The organism is Paucibacter sp. DJ2R-2 (assembly GCF_025717675.1).
GTDB lineage: Bacteria > Pseudomonadota > Gammaproteobacteria > Burkholderiales > Burkholderiaceae_C > Paucibacter_A.
The window spans coordinates 210,790-226,948 of sequence record NZ_JAJIRT010000007.1 but is presented as its reverse complement, the minus strand read 5'-3'; the positions used below and the strand labels follow the sequence as shown (position 1 = coordinate 226,948).

General features: G+C 65.6%; 21 protein-coding genes. 8 read left to right on the top strand and 13 right to left on the bottom strand.

Annotated elements, in window-relative coordinates; all coding sequences use genetic code 11:
* Window positions 1–6: 6 nt before the first annotated feature.
* A complete protein-coding gene (locus LNV28_RS17310) occupies window positions 7–459 on the bottom strand; it encodes an NINE protein (RefSeq protein ID WP_263517585.1) in 453 nt (150 codons plus the stop codon).
* The gene (locus tag LNV28_RS17305; protein WP_263517584.1) at window positions 456–1,010 is read right to left on the bottom strand and encodes a GNAT family N-acetyltransferase; all 555 of its coding nucleotides are present in this window, start codon (window positions 1,008–1,010) and stop codon (window positions 456–458) included. Before LNV28_RS17305 ends, LNV28_RS17310 begins: the two co-directional genes overlap by 4 nt.
* Window positions 1,011–1,313: 303 nt before the next feature.
* Here LNV28_RS17305 and rpsP point away from each other — a divergent pair, with 303 nt between their 5' ends.
* The 7 genes from rpsP (at window position 1,314) to LNV28_RS17270 (ending at window position 6,354) form a co-directional block, all read left to right on the top strand.
* Window positions 1,314–1,565 carry a 30S ribosomal protein S16 gene (rpsP, locus tag LNV28_RS17300; protein WP_263517583.1) on the top strand — a complete coding sequence of 84 codons (252 nt, stop codon included), beginning with the start codon at window positions 1,314–1,316 and terminating at the stop codon, window positions 1,563–1,565.
* A complete protein-coding gene (gene rimM / locus LNV28_RS17295; RefSeq protein WP_263517582.1) occupies window positions 1,566–2,192 on the top strand; it encodes a ribosome maturation factor RimM in 627 nt (208 codons plus the stop codon).
* Between the two features lie 77 nt (window positions 2,193–2,269).
* Window positions 2,270–3,073 (top strand): tRNA (guanosine(37)-N1)-methyltransferase TrmD, encoded by an 804-nt coding sequence (trmD, locus tag LNV28_RS17290; protein ID WP_263517581.1) that lies wholly within the window; start codon window positions 2,270–2,272, stop codon window positions 3,071–3,073.
* A 254-nt stretch (window positions 3,074–3,327) separates the two neighbouring features.
* The gene (rplS, locus tag LNV28_RS17285) at window positions 3,328–3,681 is read left to right on the top strand and encodes a 50S ribosomal protein L19 (protein WP_263517580.1); all 354 of its coding nucleotides are present in this window, start codon (window positions 3,328–3,330) and stop codon (window positions 3,679–3,681) included.
* 112 nt (window positions 3,682–3,793) lie between these two features.
* The gene (locus LNV28_RS17280) at window positions 3,794–4,480 is read left to right on the top strand and encodes an NUDIX hydrolase (RefSeq protein WP_263517579.1); all 687 of its coding nucleotides are present in this window, start codon (window positions 3,794–3,796) and stop codon (window positions 4,478–4,480) included.
* A gap of 28 nt (window positions 4,481–4,508) precedes the next feature.
* Window positions 4,509–5,498 (top strand): CobD/CbiB family protein, encoded by a 990-nt coding sequence (locus LNV28_RS17275; protein WP_263517578.1) that lies wholly within the window; start codon window positions 4,509–4,511, stop codon window positions 5,496–5,498.
* Window positions 5,499–5,757: 259 nt separating this feature from the next.
* Window positions 5,758–6,354 carry a hypothetical protein gene (locus tag LNV28_RS17270; protein WP_263517577.1) on the top strand — a complete coding sequence of 199 codons (597 nt, stop codon included), beginning with the start codon at window positions 5,758–5,760 and terminating at the stop codon, window positions 6,352–6,354.
* A gap of 106 nt (window positions 6,355–6,460) precedes the next feature.
* Here the strand turns inward: LNV28_RS17270 and LNV28_RS17265 are convergent, their stop codons facing one another.
* The 6 genes from LNV28_RS17265 to LNV28_RS17240 are packed head-to-tail and all read right to left on the bottom strand — an operon-like array spanning window position 6,461 to window position 10,774.
* Window positions 6,461–7,414 (bottom strand): Tim44 domain-containing protein, encoded by a 954-nt coding sequence (locus LNV28_RS17265; protein ID WP_263517576.1) that lies wholly within the window; start codon window positions 7,412–7,414, stop codon window positions 6,461–6,463.
* A gap of 58 nt (window positions 7,415–7,472) precedes the next feature.
* Window positions 7,473–8,243, bottom strand: coding sequence for an SDR family NAD(P)-dependent oxidoreductase (locus LNV28_RS17260; protein WP_263517575.1), 771 nt, complete (start codon window positions 8,241–8,243; stop codon window positions 7,473–7,475).
* Between the two features lie 25 nt (window positions 8,244–8,268).
* Window positions 8,269–8,889, bottom strand: a complete 621-nt coding sequence (locus LNV28_RS17255) for a DUF938 domain-containing protein (RefSeq protein WP_263517574.1) — start codon at window positions 8,887–8,889, stop codon at window positions 8,269–8,271.
* Window positions 8,889–9,533 carry a pseudouridine synthase gene (locus LNV28_RS17250; protein WP_263517573.1) on the bottom strand — a complete coding sequence of 215 codons (645 nt, stop codon included), beginning with the start codon at window positions 9,531–9,533 and terminating at the stop codon, window positions 8,889–8,891. Before LNV28_RS17250 ends, LNV28_RS17255 begins: the two co-directional genes overlap by 1 nt.
* A 2-nt stretch (window positions 9,534–9,535) precedes the next feature.
* On the bottom strand, window positions 9,536–10,021 hold the full coding sequence (locus tag LNV28_RS17245) for a protein-tyrosine phosphatase family protein (protein ID WP_263517572.1): 486 nt from the start codon (window positions 10,019–10,021) through the stop codon (window positions 9,536–9,538).
* A 24-nt stretch (window positions 10,022–10,045) separates the two neighbouring features.
* Window positions 10,046–10,774: a creatininase family protein gene (locus tag LNV28_RS17240; protein WP_263517571.1), complete on the bottom strand. Its 729-nt coding sequence runs from the start codon at window positions 10,772–10,774 to the stop codon at window positions 10,046–10,048.
* Window positions 10,775–10,918: 144 nt separating this feature from the next.
* Between LNV28_RS17240 and LNV28_RS17235 the strand changes: the two genes are divergently transcribed.
* Entirely contained in the window at window positions 10,919–12,190 is a 1,272-nt protein-coding gene (locus LNV28_RS17235) for an MFS transporter (protein WP_263517570.1), read from the top strand.
* On the opposite strand, the gene LNV28_RS17230 is transcribed toward LNV28_RS17235, so the two are convergent.
* From LNV28_RS17230 to LNV28_RS17210, 5 genes are read right to left on the bottom strand one after another with little or no spacing between them, the layout of a single operon-like run.
* Window positions 12,175–12,654 (bottom strand): thioesterase family protein, encoded by a 480-nt coding sequence (locus LNV28_RS17230; protein WP_263517569.1) that lies wholly within the window; start codon window positions 12,652–12,654, stop codon window positions 12,175–12,177. The two genes, LNV28_RS17235 and LNV28_RS17230, sit on opposite strands and share 16 nt — an antisense overlap.
* 20 nt (window positions 12,655–12,674) lie before the next feature.
* Window positions 12,675–13,220: a PAS and helix-turn-helix domain-containing protein gene (locus LNV28_RS17225; protein WP_263517568.1), complete on the bottom strand. Its 546-nt coding sequence runs from the start codon at window positions 13,218–13,220 to the stop codon at window positions 12,675–12,677.
* 44 nt (window positions 13,221–13,264) lie between these two features.
* Window positions 13,265–14,443 (bottom strand): substrate-binding periplasmic protein, encoded by a 1,179-nt coding sequence (locus LNV28_RS17220; RefSeq protein WP_263517567.1) that lies wholly within the window; start codon window positions 14,441–14,443, stop codon window positions 13,265–13,267.
* Window positions 14,444–14,460: 17 nt separating this feature from the next.
* Entirely contained in the window at window positions 14,461–15,735 is a 1,275-nt protein-coding gene (locus LNV28_RS17215; RefSeq protein ID WP_263517566.1) for a hypothetical protein, read from the bottom strand.
* Window positions 15,732–16,151: a PaaI family thioesterase gene (locus tag LNV28_RS17210; protein WP_263517565.1), complete on the bottom strand. Its 420-nt coding sequence runs from the start codon at window positions 16,149–16,151 to the stop codon at window positions 15,732–15,734. Before LNV28_RS17210 ends, LNV28_RS17215 begins: the two co-directional genes overlap by 4 nt.
* Between the last annotated feature and the right edge of the window lie 8 nt (window positions 16,152–16,159).

The window sequence follows — 16,159 nt, the reverse complement described above, 5'->3', positions numbered from 1 at the left end:
GCTCGGTTACTGGCTGATTTCCTGGGCTGCCTCGACCTGGGATTCGAAGTAGCGCTGGGCGCTGAAGGCGATGGTGGTCATCAGACAGATGCCGCCGATGAAAACGCAGGCCACGACGCCAATCACTGCTGCCCAGCCGCTGGCCTGTCCGCGCTGCCCTGGGTTGTGTTGTGCGTCCCATTTTTCGTCGGATGTCAGGCCATAGACGATGCCGCAAATCATCGCGTTGACCAGCATCAGCCCCATCCAGGGCATGAGGAGCCAGCTCAGGTGGTCGTCTTGGCCCAGGAGCTCCATGCGCTGCAAGCCGTAGAGACCCAGCAGGGTGGGCCAGGGGTGCAGCCAGGCCAGGCGATCGCTGAGCCCGTACAAATAGAAACGATGCAGGCCCAGGCTGCCCAGCAGCAAGGCCAGCCAGGTCGCGACGGTCTTGGACTTGTAGTGTGCGGTGCCGCTCATTCCGGGCTGCCTGTGTCGCCGAGGCCGAGCTGGCGCTGCATCAGCACCACATCCAGCCAGCGGCCAAACTTCCAACCCGCACTTTTCAGAACGCCCGTGTCTGTGAAGCCCAGGGAGCGGTGCAGGCCGATGGAGCCGAGGTTGTCGGCGTCGCCGATCACGGCCAGCATCTGGCGAGCGCCCAGCGCTTCGCAGCGCGCCATCAGCTCGGCCAGCAGCAAGCGGCCCAAGCCTAGGCCCTGGCTGTCGTGGCGCAAATAGATGGAGTCCTCCAGGCAGAAGCGGTAGGCCATGCGCGGGCGGAAATAGTTGGCATAGGCATAGCCCAGCAGCTCGCCTTCACGCTCGGCGATCAGCCAGGGCAGGCCGCGGCTCAGCACCTCGCTGCGGCGGCGCGCCATTTCGGCCTGGTCGGGCACTTCGGTTTCAAATGTGCCGGTGCCGTTCAGCACAGCATGGGCGTAAATGGCCTGGATGGCGGGGAGGTCGGCTTCCGTGCTGGGGCGCAGGGTCAGGGCGCCTGGCTTGTTTGTGATTTTTTCTGCGGGCATATCGTTAGAGATCGGTTGAGCCGAGTTTATAATGCTGGGTTTTGGCCTTGGTCGAACTTATCTGTCATTGCGGCTCGCATTTCGTGGGCAACAAGGGCGTCAAGTGCGGCGTATCTACAGGGCCATCCACGGCAGCCGGTTTCAACAACAAAGCGGGCAGCGCATTGTGCAGTGCAATCCTTGAGATGCGCACTTCAAAAGCACAGCGTGCGGTCAGCGGTTGATGCGACTTGGTGCCACCCCGATCTACTCGCCCTGAGTGTCTCCTGGTGCGATGGATGCAATAGATTCATAGGAAACATCATGGTTGTTATTCGACTGGCTCGCGGCGGCTCCAAGAAGCGCCCCTTCTACAACATCGTCGTGGCCAACAGCCGCCAGCGCCGTGACGGCCGCTTCATTGAGAAGGTCGGTTTCTACAACCCGGTCGCTTCCGGTGCTGCTGAATCCCTGCGCGTCGCCATCGACCGCGTCAGCTACTGGGTGGGCGTGGGTGCTCAGCTGTCGCCGACCGTTGAGCGTCTGGTGACCGAAGCCAAGAAGGCTGCGGTCTAAATGTCGAGAACACCCGGCTCCGATCCGCGCGCTTCCGCCCCCGTCGGCTCCGACGAGCTGGCCTGGCCCGAGGACGCGGTTGAAGTTGGGTGCATTCTTGATGCCTGGGGCGTCAAGGGTTGGTTCAAGGTGCAAGCCTATTCCAGCGATGCCCAGGCCTTGTTTTCCTCTCGGCGCTGGTTTCTCCGTGCGCCCGAGGGCAACGCGCCGGCGGTGGTCAAGGTCAACAAGCCCTTGCCGCGCCTGCTGAAAATTCTCTCGATCCGCGAGCATGGCGAGGGCCTGGTGGCCAACGCGCAGGACTACGCGGATCGCAACGCAGCCGAATCGCTGCGCGGCGCGCGCATCTTCATCTCGCGCTCGGCTTTCCCGGCTGCCGACCCCAATGAGTACTACTGGGTGGACCTGATTGGCCTGAGCGTCAGCAACCGCCAAGGCGAGGTCTTGGGTGAAGTGCTCGGCTTGATCGATGCGGGCCCGCACAGCGTGTTGCGCATCATGCCGCCCGGGCTGACCGCGCCGATCAAGCCCGATCAGGAGCGCCTCGTGCCTTTTGTGGCTGCCTTCGTCGACGATGTCGATCTCGAGCAGCGGCAGATCACGGTCGATTGGGGCATGGACTACTGAGTCCGGCGCGGCGCAGACATGTCGCCGCAACCTTTGCTGTCGGCTTCTTTGTTTCGGCCATCGGCCATCTGTCCGCCATGCGTTTCGACATCCTGACCCTGTTCCCCGAATTGTTCGGTCCGCACCTGAGTCAGGGCGTGACACGCCGTGCTTTCGAAAGCCGGCAAGTCGATGTCCAGCTCTGGCAGTTGCGCGATTACGCGAGCGACAATTACCGCCGCGTCGACGATCGACCCTTTGGTGGTGGGCCGGGTATGGTCATGCTGGCCGAGCCGCTGGAGCGCGCACTTGCTGCTGCCAAGGCAGCGCGGCAGGAGGTGGCAGTGGCGGAAGCTGCGCCGGCCATCATCCACTTCAGCCCGACCGGGCGGCGCATGGATCAGGCCTTGGTGCAGGAACTCGCGGCAGGGCCCGGTGCGGTTCTCCTCTGTGGCCGTTACGAGGGTATGGATCAGCGCTTCCTGGATCGCCATGTCACGCTGGAACTGAGTCTCGGCGACTTCGTTCTGTCCGGCGGTGAACTGCCGGCCCTGGCCCTGCTTGATGCCGTGGCGCGCCTGCAAGAGGGCGTGCTCAATGATGCCCAGTCCCATGTGCAGGATAGTTTTTCCGATGGCCTGCTTGACTGCCCGCATTACAGCCGGCCTGAAGTGTTGAGTGGCTTGCCGGGTCAGGTCGAGGACCTGCCGGTGCCCGCGGTGCTGATGTCCGGCCACCATGCGCAGATTGCCCGCTGGCGCCGTGAACGCTCGCTTGAAATCACCCTGCGCCGTCGCCCGGATCTGATCACTGCGGCGCGCGCGGCAGGGCGCTTGAGCAAGGCCGATGAGCGTTATCTGTCGCATTTGCAGGCCGCGTCATCGAGTACTCCGGCGTCTTGAGTTTGGATCGCGGCAAAAGCGCGCTATAATGGCGGGCTGTCCGATCCTCTGGCGGGTCGAGGTGAGATCAAGAGCTGCAAAGTCCTTTGATCCCACATGCCGGTGAAACAAGGAAGTGCGCTCAAGTCGTGAGTTGCGGGAACGCAAATCGCTCTGGCACATGACCCGACGCCGCCGGCGCCATTTTCAGCAGTCTTTGGGTCTCATGTGAGACCACAAAGCGTCGGCGCCGCCACGATCACATGGAGAACCTCATGGACTTGATCCAAACCCTTGAGCAAGAAGAAATTGCTCGTCTGAACAAGACTTTCCCGACTTACTGCCCTGGCGACACCGTCATCGTCAGCGTCAACGTCGTTGAAGGCACTCGCAAGCGCGTGCAGGCATTCGAAGGCGTCGTGATTGCCAAGCGCAACCGCGGCCTGAATTCCAGCTTCATCGTGCGCAAGATCTCCAACGGCGAAGGCGTGGAGCGTACGTTCCAGCTGTACAGCCCGCTGATCGCTTCGATCGAAGTGAAACGCCGCGGCGATGTGCGCCGTGCCAAGCTGTACTACCTGCGCGACCGCTCGGGCAAGTCGGCACGTATCAAGGAAAAGTTGGGCTGATCCAGGCAACTGGGTTTCCCGACGAAAAAGCCGCCTTCGGGCGGCTTTTTTTTGCCCGATTTTCGCTTGCTACCCGGCCGGGGTCGCCCCTGCCAGACCTTATGCTGATGTCATGAGCCGAGCTCCCATTCTTGACCCCCGCGCAGTGCCTGTGACGCAGGTCGACACGGATCTGCCGCCGGTGGCCGGGGACCGCCTGACAGCCACTGCACTGCGGCAGCGTTTTGCCCGGCCGCCGACCTGGCAGCCCGAGTTGGCGGGCGACGGCGGCCGCTTCAGCGAGCGCGAGCCCGCTGCAGCTGCCGTGTTGCTGCCCTTGGTGGAGCGCGCTGACGGCCTGCATCTGCTTCTGACCCGGCGTACCGAGCATCTGCGCAACCATGCCGGACAGATCAGTCTGCCGGGCGGCAAGACCGAAGCCTCGGACCCAGATGCCTCGGCCACGGCACTGCGGGAAACCGAAGAGGAAATTGGTCTGGCGCGCCGGCACATCGAGGTGCTGGGCAGCCTGCCGATCTACACCACGGTGACTTCCTTTCTGGTCACGCCCGTGGTCGCGTTGGTGCAGACCGGCTTCGAGCTGCGCCTGGACCATGGAGAGGTCGATGAGGCCTTCGAGGTGCCGCTGCAGTTTCTGATGACGCCGGCCCACCACCGCCATCATCGCTTCGAGTTTGCCGGTGGGCAGCGACAGTTCCTGTCCATGCCGTGGTCTGGCCTTGCGGGCGAGCGAGACGACTTCATCTGGGGCGCGACGGCCGCGATTCTGCGCAACTTCTACCGCTTCCTTTCAGCCTGAGCAACAGCGCCCGCTATCATCCCGGCCCATGAACTTCTTCGCGGTCCTTCTGGCATTGCTGTGCGAGCAGCTCAAACCTTTGCGCCATGGCAATGGCATCCATCATGGCGTGATCAGCTGGGTGCGCTGGACCGGGCGCAATTTCGACGCTGGTGACGAGCATCATGCGTCGGTGGTCTGGGCGATCACGGCGCTGGGGCCGGCCTTGCTGACCACGGCGGTCTATTTGGCCGTGCATCACTTCAGCGTGCTGCTGGCTCTGGCCCTCGATGTCCTGGTGCTTTATCTGACTTTGGGCTTCCGCCAGTTCAGTCACTACTTCACCGACATCCGTGACGCGCTGGAACGGGGCGACGATCAAGAAGCGCGACGTCTTCTGTCGGAATGGCGCCATCTCGATGCCAGCGAGCTGCCGCGCACCGAACTGGTTCGCCATGCGATCGAGCATTCCCTGCTGGCTGCGCACCGCCATGTGTTCGGCGTGTTCTTCTGGTTTGTGGTCTTGTCTACGCTGGGCTTGGGCCCGGCGGGGGCCGTGCTGTATCGCATGGCCGAGTTTGCCAGCCGCTACTGGGCCTTCAAAAGCCGCACGCTGGATGCGCCGACCAATGAGCGCCTGATGCTGCTGTCGCGCCGCTTGTTCGGTTGGATCGATTACTTGCCGGCCCGTTTCACCGCCACCGGCTTCACCATCGTCGGCAATTTCGAAGAGGCGGTGAACGGCTGGCGTCGTGATGCCGGCCTCTGGTTGCACCCCAATGAAGGCATCATCCTGGCTTCGGCCGCCGGTGCTTTGGGTTTGCAGCTGGGGGGTGTTGCGGCGCCCGGCGTGACGCCAGATCGCAGCAAGACCTTTGAGGCCGGCGTTGATGCCGATGCCACCCGGGCCGACGGCAGCACGCCGGGTCAGCCGGCCCAGTTCGGCCATTTGCAAAGCGTGGTCGGCCTGATCTGGCGTTCGGTCGTCTTGTGGATGCTCTTGCTGGCTCTGTTGACGCTGGCCAATCTGGTCGGTTGAAATTGCGATTTCTTGGCGGCACTTCGCCGCATGGGCCGGATTGGGTGGTTTTTTTGCCTTGTTTTCGGTGATTGCGGGCCCGCGGACCCGACATGATTGGGCAGTGGCTGCCTTCAAGCATTAAAGTGGATGTATTCAAGTTGCGTGAAGGAGTTGTCGAAATCCTTCACATGTACTGGTCGCTTGCTGTGCGGTCTGTTGCTTCAGATCCAGCCTTGGGTAGGCCAGCCCTGCAAAGTCTCTCTCGTGGAGGTTTGCCATGATCAACGCAGTTTCAAGTCTCAATGAGTCTCCCGGTGCTGCCTCGGCGGTGCCCGCCCGTGCCAGCGTCGGCGATGAAGTTCAGCGGCGGCGCAGCCTGCCCGCCAAGCTGGAAACCAACGTGGGCGAGGCTGAGTCCGCCGTGGTGGCCATCTCTAGCGAAGGCGCGCGCCGCGCTCAAGCGGCTCCCGTCCGTCAGGGGCCACAGAGCCCACCCAGCACACCCGCGGTGGCACAAGAAACATCGCCCGACAAGGATGCCGCCCCCATCAGCCTTCCCGCTGACAACCCTTCCAGCGCTCAAGTCGCCACAGCGAGCACCGTTGACGAGGCTGGCAGCAAGGTGGCGAATGGTGCCGCTGGCAGCGCCAAGCAAACCCAGGCGGATCTGAGTACGCCCAACTTCGATGAGGCCGATGCCAATCAGGACGGCGCCGTCGATGTGATGGAGCGCAAGATTTATGACTTCAACTACCCGACTTTGGACGGCAAGAAGTCGACGCAGCCGGAGTCGGCCGCTGAGGCCACCCGGCGCCAGACCTTGGTCGAACTGAAGGCCTATGAAGATGTGGCCCGCAGTGGCCGCAGCTACTGACGACACGCTCCCATAGCGACCATGAAAAAGGCCCGCAGCTGCGGGCCTTTTGTTTGCTTGCTGGATTGTGTTGGGCCCCGGTCGATGGACGGGACCCTACAAGCGCTCAGACCGTCGCCTGAATCCCTGCAATCGCCCATTCGCGGCTTTCGTCCAGGGGGCGAACCAAGTGCCAGACCTCGTCGAAATTCTCGGCGGCGGCCTCGCTCTGTTCGCGAATCAAGCCCCAGAAGCGCACGCTGACGATTTGTTGGCCGTTTTCCTGCACGCGCTCGATCACACGAGCGTCCAGCTGCAGCACATCGGTGCGTTGCACCGCGCCCTTGCGGTCCAGCAGCTCCTGTTGCACGGCGCCATACATTTCGGGCGTCGTGAAGCGGCGCAGGTCGGTCTGGTCGCCAGCGTCATTGGCCGCTTGCAGTCGGATGAAGACGCGCTTGGCCAATTGCTCAAAGGCCGCGTCTTCGCTGTTGCCAGGCGCTGCCTGTGCTGCAGGGGCGCTAGGCACGGCCGCAAGCGGGGCCAGCGAGGCCGGCTGCTGCGCGGGGCTTGGCTGCGCTGTCTGGAAGGGCATGGGCATGTTGTTGCCGCTGCCATTGCCTGCACCGGCACCAGCGCCGGCGTACTGCATGCCGGGCGCCTGGGCCTTGGCGCCGCCGAAGCGTCGCATCAGGAAGGTCACCAGCAGCAGCAGTGCGCCGCCGATCAAGAGCATGGTCATGATATTGGCCAGGGCGCCGCCCATGCCAAAGTGGCTGGCCAGGGCAGCCAGACCCAAACCGGCCGCCAGGCCAGCGATCGGGCCCATCCAGTTGCGCTTGGGTGCTGCGGCAGCTGCGCCGGCAGCGGCAGGCACAGCAGGAGCCGCTTGTTGCGGCGCGGGCGCAGCCTGTTGGGCTGGCGGGCTGGCTTTGCCGGCGTCGGTCTGGCTAGGGGTCGTCCGCTTCATGCCGGCCGAACCTCCGCCGCCCAGGCGTTTGGCCTCGGCATCGAAGGACGTCAGGCTGAGGGCCGAGACCGCGGTCAGGGCGATCAGGGCAGACAGAAAAGCACGTTTCACAAAATCTCCTTGCGGCCGACAACGGCCTGGTCGCTAGATGGGGCTCTTGAAGGAGACTTCAAGCATCCCGCACATCGGCGATGACTGTAGAGCCAAAGCCGGCTGTGTTCAGAAAGCCCACAATCTTTGTGGCCGCTTGTTCGGGGCTCATCAACTGGCCGCCACTCTTGAAGTCGGCAAACACCTGTTGGTTCGGGAATTTGGCCGGGTCGCCGCTGCGCAGTTGCAGCTGCATGTCGGTGTCGATGATGCCGGGCGCCAGCGAGACGATGGCCGCGCCCTGTCCGGCGGGTTTGGCCTCTTCGTCCAGGGCCATGGCACGGGAGAGGTTGTCCATGCCGGCCTTGGCCGCGCAGTAGGGCGCGCTGCCGGCCATGGCGCGGCGACCCAGGCCGGAGGAAATGTTGAGGATGCGTCGGTTCGACCCCAGGGCTACCGTGCCGCGCAAGAAGGCGCTGCTGAGCAGCAGCGTGGCCTCCAGGCCCACACGCAAGGCCATGGACAGCTCGGCCAGCGGCACGCTGTCCACCGGGCCAGGCGTGCTGACCACGCCGGCGTTGTTGATCAAGGTGGCGCGGCGGAAGCGGCTCAGGTCTTGCTGGGCCAGCCAGGCCGCCAGGCGCTCGGCTGCCTCCAGGGGGGCGGCCAGGTCGGCCTGCCATTGCTCCAGAGCCCAGCCGTGCGTGTCGGCTTCGCCTTGCAATGCCTCGCTGCGGCCCCGCGAGATGCCGATCACCTGATGTTCGGGTGCCAGCAGCTGCAGGGCGATGGCCTCGCCCATGCCGCGCGAGGCGCCGGTGATGATGAAGAGTTCTTGGGGGGCAGTCATGGCGGCTCCAAACAGTGGGTGGAATTCAGACCTGGCGCGCAAACACCAGCAGCAGATTGTTGGCCGGCAGCTTCAGGCGCTGACGCAGTTGCAAATCGGCGTCGTGCGCGCAGGCCTGCACTTCGTCGAGGCTGCGCAGGCCCCAGGCCGGGTTGCGGCTGCGCAGATCGGCATCGAAGGCCAGATTGCTGGGCGCCGTCGGCTCGCCTGGCACGACAAAAGGGCCGTAGACCGTCAGCAGGCCCGTTTCGGCCAGATGCCTTGCTGCACCTTGGAACAGCGCGGCACTGCTGGCCCACGGCGAGATGTGCAGCATGTTCGCGCAGTGGATCAAATCCAGCGGCAGATGCTCGGCGGGCAGGTCCCAGTCGGTGTTTTGTACATCCAGCGCCAGGGCCGCCGGTCCCTGTGGCCACCAGGCGGCGATGGAGGCGCGGGCCTCGGGCGAAGGGTCGGAGGCCAGCCAAAGCCAGCCGGGCAGGCCGGCCGCGAAATGGGCGATGTGTTGGCCGCTGCCGCTGGCGATCTCCAGCGCCCGGCCGCTGGGCGGCAGCAGGGCTTGCAAGGCCTCCAGGATGGGCTGCTTGTTGCGCTCGGCGGCGGGCGAGTGCAGGGCGCAGGGTGAGTCGGGCAGGGATGAATGCATCAAAACTCCGGGGGGCAATCGAAACACCAGCCGCGTTCGGGCAGGCTGAGGTGGCAGGCGTGCAGCAGCAGACGCGGAGCCGGGTCTTCGGGTGCGTACAAGGCATCGCCGACGATGGGGTGTCCCAGGGCCAGCATATGCATGCGCAATTGGTGGGTGCGGCCGGTGATGGGCTCCAGCTCGACGCGGGTGCAGACCTGGCCATCGTGCAGCTCATGGCCGAGCACGCGGTAGCGGGTCTGCGAAGGCTTGCCTTGTTCGAAGCAGACCTTCTGGCGCGGGCGGTTCGGCCAGTCGGTGATCAGGGGCAGGTCGATCAGCTGCCAGTCCGCTCCCGCCGGCAGGCTGCCGCGCACGACCGCGATATAGCGCTTGTGCACGCGGCGCTCGGCAAAGTCCAGACTTAATCGTCGCTGCCAGTCGGGGCCTCTGGCCAGTAGCAGCAGACCCGACGTGGCCATGTCCAGTCGGTGGACGATCAGGGCTTCGGGGAAACGGGTCTGGGCGCGGTGGATGGCGCAGTCTTGCTTGTCTTCGCCACGACCAGGCACGGACAGCAGGCCGCTGGGCTTGTTCAGCAGCAGGGCTTCGTCGTGCTCGGCGAAGAGATTCAGAAACGGGTCCAGAAACGGTGCCGGGCTCACGCTCAGAACTGGTCCACCCAGCCCGACTGCAGGGCCGATTGCGGGTTGGAGCCGGCCGCGCGCACGGTGGCCAGGGCCGCTTCACGCGGCAGCCCCAGGCTTTTCAGCACGCAGGCGGCCACCGTGCCGGTGCGGCCGATGCCGGCGGCGCAGTGCAGCAGCACCTGTTCGCCCAGCACCAGGCTGTGGGCGATCTGCTCCACGCCTTGGCGGAAGGCTTGCGGGTCGGCGCCCAGGCCGAAGTCGCGCATGGGCAAGTGTTGCCAGCGAAAGGGCAGGCGGCCCTCAGAAATGGCCTTGTGATAGCCGGGTGATAGCTGGGCCACTTCTTCCAGCGGATTCAGGCAGACCACCAAATGCAGCTGGCGCAGCCGGGCTTCGTCAAGGAATGCGGGCCAGGATTCCAGCCGGCCGGGCATGGACTGCAGCCACAGCCGGCCGGGGATTGGGCTGCCCAGATCGGGGACGGGGACGGGACGAAAAGGCATGGCGTTAGGAGAAACAGGGAGGGCTCAGCCCTGGGAGGCGGATGGGGTGCTCAACCAGGGGCCGTCGAGGATATCGCGGGTTTCTTGCACAGCGATGGCCCAGAGCTGATCCATCACAGCCGGCGGCTGCTGGTAGTGGCCGCCGTAGCAGCCGTCGCCGAGGTAGGCGCGCTTGGCGACCGGGTCCATCAAGGCCATGCGGGCGTAGTCGACCAGAGGCTTGGGTGCATCGGGCAGGGCGACGCCGGGCAGGCGGGTCAGGCCCTCGAAGTTTTCCATCCAACTGGCGTGCGAAGCCTGCGGGTCTTGGGCGCGCACAAAAGCCATGGTGCGCGGCGCGGCCCACCAGTTGTGCCATTTGAGCTGGGCGCCAGGAAGCTCCGCGCCCAGCGCTTGCAAAAGTGCGGCTGCGCCGTTGTTGCCTCCATGGCCGTTGACGATGACGATGCGGCGAAAGCCATGCTGGTGCAGCGAGCCGATCAGGTCACGCAAGACCTGCAGCAGGGTCTCCAGACGCAAGCTCATGGTGCCCGGGTAGGCCATATAGGTCGGCGTGACGCCGTAGGCCTGGGCCGGAAAGACCGGCACCCCCAGCGGCTCGGCCGCAGCCGCCGCCACCTCTTCGGCCAGGATGGCATCCACGGCCAGGGACAGAAAAGCGTGCTGCTCGACGCTGCCGAGGGGCAGCACGGCGCGATCGTCCTGGCGCAGGTAGCGCTCGACCATGGACCAGTTGCAGTCTTTGATGCGCATGAGAAGAGGAGGAATAGCGTTGAAGGGCAGGGCGACAGGCGTTGCGATTGTGCCCTGCATGCGGCCCGGCACGCAGCTGAGCTGTCATGATGGCGGCCGCCTCCATGGCGCATGGCGTCTGCTTTCTTTTTTCCACGTTCCCGAATGAGCCAACCTCCTGCCGCGCCCGCCATCCGCCATCCACGCTGGGTGCTGCTGGCCATCTGCGCCCTGTCCTTGATGAGCACGGTGGGCATGGCCTTGCCCTATCCCATCCTGGCGCCAATCTTTGTCGGCGGGCCGGTCGACGACTTCACCCATTTCGCCGGGCTGGACCCGCGCTTGCTGATGGGGTTGGCCCTGGCGGCCAATCCGCTCGGCATCCTAATCGGCAATCTCTTCATCGGCCCGCTGTCCGATCGCCATGGCCGGCGCCGTGTGCTGGCCGTGACCATCACCGCCACCTTGCTCAGCTATGGTTTGACCGCCTTCGCTCTCGGTCAGCGCTGGTACCTGTTGTTCGTGCTGGCGCGCTTCATCACCGGCCTGACCGAAGGCAATGTGGCGGTGGCGCGCGCCTTGCTGGCCGATATGCATGAGCAGATCGACCGCACGCAGGCTTTTGCCTGGCTCAATGCCTGCCTCTACATGGGCTGGCTGCTAGGCCCGCTGGTCGGTGGCCTGACCCTGCCGCTGGGCGAAAGCGTGCCGTTTCTGCTGGCCGGCCTGGCCATGTTGCCCTGCCTGCTGGTGCTGACGCTGTGGGTTCCCGATTGGCGGCCAATCTCGGCGGTCAGCGGCGCCCCACAGCCGGGTTTCTGGCGCCAGTTGCGCGAGCAGCAGGTCTTGGGTCTGCTCCGTGCCGATCCGGTCTTGGCGGCCTTGTTTGCGCTGCAGCTGCTCTACTGCCTGGGCGTCAATGCGCTGTATGAGTTCGCGCCGCTGTGGATGCTGGAGAACATGGGCCTGGGCAGCGCCGGCATCGCCTGGGTGACGGCGGCGCAATGCGCAGCCATGACCACGGCCAGCGTGGTGGCGGGCCGCTTGCCGGCCAGCCGCCGGCCCCTGCGGCGCGCGGCCTTGCTGGCGCTGTGCGCGGCTCTGGGCCTGAGCAGCCTGGTGCTGTTGCCCGGTCCTTTGGGCCTGGCCGCCATCGTGAGTCTGGGCTTGCCGCTGGCGCTCTACAACGCGGTGCTGCCTGCCTGGATGTCGGAGCGCTTTGCAGCCCATGGCCAGGGCCGGGTGATGGGCCTGCTGTCCACGGTGTTCTGCCTGTCGAATGTCTTGATGGCGGTGATCGGCGGCGGCCTGGCCCTGCTGTCCACACGCTGGATCATGGGCTTGGGCGGTGTCTGCTGCGTGGCCGCGTCTTTGCTGCTGCTGCGCCTGGCGCGGCGTGAAGCGGCCCGGCCGCAGGAGGTTCAGGAAACGATGTAGGCGCCGGCGCCGCAGCTGAGCAGGCGGTCTTCAGTGTCGAAGAACTCCATGCGGGTGGAGGCCACGCGGCTGCCCAGGCGAAGCACTTGGGCCGTGGCGCGAAAGGCGGGTCCATGGCCGGGTCGCAGGTAGTCAATGCGCAGGTCGATGGTGCCCAGCTTGCCGAAGCGCTGCAGGCGGGCCTCGGCGCTCTCAAGCGGGTGCCGCGCGCCGATGGCGGCCATCACGGCCAGGCCGCCCATGGCATCCAGCGTGGCGCTGATGACGCCGCCATGCAGGCGCTGGTGGGTGAAATGGCCGATCAGCTCGGGCCGCATCTGTAGGCTGGCGCTGGCTGCGTCAGCGGCCAGCGATTCGATCTGCAGGCCCAGCACCTGGTTGAAGCAGATCTGGCGCTCGAACATCTCGCACAGGCGCTCAGTGAACTCGGGGTCGAAGATGCTGCGCACAGGGTTTTGCTTCATGGGGGCGACGGTGGGTGGATTCAGATGACCAGCAGCTTGTGGACCAGGTCCGGCGTTGAGGCCGCGCCGTACTTCTTCATCAAACGCGCCCGGTAGACATCGACCGTGCGCGGGCTGATGGCCAGGCGGCGGCCGATCAGCTTGCTGGTCAGGCCTTCAATCAGCAGGGCGGCGATCTCGCGTTCGCGTGGGGTCAGCTCCGCCTTGAGCTGGCGATGGGCGGACAAGTCGGCAAAGCTCCAGATCCCTTCCGCATGGGGATCGTCGGGCTTGAGGGCCCGGCCCGAGACATGGCACCAGAACAGCTGGCCTGTGCTCAAGCGGCGCATGACCCTGTCGTCGGCATAGCAGCCTTGGGCGTCGAGGCTGGCGACGATGCGTTCGCCGGTGCGTTCGAACTCGACCACGCTGGGGTACAGCAGCTCCAGACTCTGGCCGATCAAGGCCGAGCGCGGCGCCTGGAAGATGTCCAGCAACTGCTGGTTGCAGTCCTGGATCAGGCGCTGAGCCGAGAGCAGCAGGCCGATCGGCGCCAGCTCGAAGGCGGTGCGGTAGTCGAGAGGCATGAGGGAGCCGTGTGTGCAAGGGCGCGATTGTGGCTCAGCCAGGCTCAGGGGCTGGCCGCTGAGGCGGGCGTTGGCATATAGACAACCTTCAGCGTGGGGTCGAGGCTGCTGCTGTCCAGAAAGGCCAGGGCGTTCGGCGTGCTGATCAGCCAGGCCCGCAGGGCCGCGGCCGTGTTGAATTCGCGTGGTGCTCGGCCGCGGCCGCTGAAGGTCATGCGCGACCAGATGGCCTTGAGTTGGGCGGCGTCCTTTTCCAGCACCTGGCTGAAGAACTCCTGGCGCAAGGCGCCACCGAGGCTGCCCAGCGCCACCCGCCCGCCTCCGGGCAGCTCCAACACCTCGCCCAGAAACAAGGCGCTGATCTGCTGCCGGCTCAGCTGCTGCACAGCGCTGTTCGCGGCCATCACCAGCACCGGCTGCGGCGGGCTGTAGTTGCGAACGATGCGCTCGATTTGACCGCTGGCCAGCAGGCGTTCGAAGCCGGCCAGCAGCAATGTGGCCTCGATGCGGCCGTTGCGGGGCACGGCACAGCGGTATTCGGTTCTTGTGATGGGCAGGCGCCACGCTGCGAACTGGTGGCCAGGGTCCTGGCGCAGATGCCAGGCGATCTCGCGGGTGTCGGCCACTGCATAGGGTGAACGGATCAGCTTGAGCTTTTGCAGATTGCGGTCGACCGCGAAGGTGTCGTCACGGCGCAGGCGCCCGTCGCTGAAACGCTCTTCCAGGCCTGGATAGACAAAGCCCAGCACCGTGCCCACGGTCTGGCCGCGATGCAGCTGGTCGAGGTGGGAGACCGGCACTGCTGATTCATGGCCGACCATCACCGTGGCCAATTCGAACAGCGGCGCGCTCCAGCTGTAGGTCTCGGGCGCGCGCACCCAGTCGGGGCTGAGGTGGCAGCGCAGGTCCAGTTCACCGGCCGCGACGGCTGCATCAACCCGGGTGCGCGGCAGCACCAGGGTCTGCAAGCTCATGCCCAAATGCTCGGCCAGGGCTTGGACGATGTCGTGATTGATGCCGGCCACCGGGGCGCCATCACGGTACAGCGCATAGGGCGCAGACCAGGATTGCACGGCCGGTACGCGCAGAACCCGCTGTTCGGTCCTACTTTGGGCCTGGGCCAAGCCGGCCGCCGCCAGCACCGCCAGGCTCAGCAGCCAGGGCCAGGCGAAGGCTTTGTAGACAAAGGCCTTCCGGGAGTGCGGGGTGTGGCTTGGGCTCATGGCGTTTGGCCCCGCGCTCAGAAGACAAAGTCCAGGTTCAGGCTCAAGACGCGCACATGGCCATCCCAAGCCGGACCTTGGTAGTTGCCGATCGGTGGCGTGGCCGGGTAGCTGATGCTGCCGGTCTGGCCGAGGCGGATCTCCTGGGTGTTTTTCAGCCACTCAAGATGCAGCTTGAGGGCCAGGTTTTCCGCGCAGTCCCAGCGCAGACCAGCCTGCCAGCTGCGGCGGCCGTTGGCGCTCTGCAAAAAGCGATCAAAAGCCGCGTTGGCGGCTTGGGCGGCGGGCGGTGCGCCAGCCCGGGTCTGAAAGCCCAGCGGCGCTTCGACAAAGCGGGTTCGGCCCACGCCGATAAAAGGCGTGAAAGCGCCTTGGCGATGCGCGAGCTGCGCATACCAGGCATCGGCGTCGGCCACCAAAATGGAATCGGAGCGGCGCTGCATCCATTCGCTGTTGAAGCTCCAGCGGCCGAGCTCCAGGTTGAAGCCCAGGGTGTTGATGGCGGCGCGCACCCGCGCCGGCGCCCGTTCGGCCAGCACGGCTGCGCAATTGCTGCAGCCGGTGGCGCCCGAGGCCAGCACTTGCAGCTGGGCCAGGGTGCCGGGCAGCTGCGCATCCAGCCGGTAGTCCGAGCGCCCCAGGCGCACGCTCCAGGGCCCTTGTTTCCACTGCGCAGCCAGGGCGTTGATGGCACTGGCCTTGACCCGGCCCGTGCTCAGGTCCACTTGCGTCCGGCCATGCACCCAGTCCAGGCTCAGCTCGGCCGCACCCACAGGCTGGCGCCAGACGGCTCCCAGGCCATCGACCTTGGTGATCGGGTTCAGGTGGTAGAGCGAGCTGTAGGGGCGCACATTGGTCTGCGCGTAAGCCACATTGCGGGTCTCGGACAGCTGGAAGACCGGCAGGGCCAGGCGGCCGGCATGCAGACTCAAGTTGACCGAGGGATCCCAGTCCAGGTAGAGCCATTCGGTGCGCGGGCGGAAGCGCAGCACGATGTCGTCCTTGGCCAGCACCTGCCAGACCAGGCGCAGTGCGCCGTTGGGGTTCACGGTCAGCTGGGTTGAGAGCTGGCTGTCGCCGTCCAAGCGCCAGTCGCGCAAGGAGGCCACGGCATTGCGGGCATCCGGCCGCACGCTGGCGACGGGATCGTCGGCGCGGTAAGCGCTCAGGGTGCCGAAGCCGTCCAGCTTGAGCCAGTCGCCGAGCTCGCCTCTGGCCTCCACGGCCACGGGTTCGGCGCGGGCCAGGCCAGCAGCCAGCAGCAGACCGAGCCAGATCCAGTGCGTTTTCATAGCAGGGCGTAGGTGGTGGTGGCCTGGGCGGCCAAGCGCCCGTCGGGGTTGAGGATGTCGATGCTGCCGAAGGCCAGGCTTTTGCCACTGCGCAGCACCTTGGCGCGGATCAGGCAGAACGGTCCCGAGACCGGGCGCAGAAAGCTGGTCTGCAACTGCACCGTCGTCATGGGCTTGAATTCCCCCAACTCGGCCATCATGGCCAGCACCATGGCCGTGTCAGCCGCAGCCATGGCGACCTGGCCGCACATCACGCCGCCGACATGGACGAACTCGGGCTTCACGGGCAGGCGCAGCTCCACTTCACCGGGCGCGCTGCTCAGCACCTCCAGTCCCATGTTCGCAATCCACGGCGCAAAAATTCGCGGCAGGGCGGCTTGCAGGTCCGCGGCTTGTATCGTGGAAGCAGGTGTCATGGCGTTCC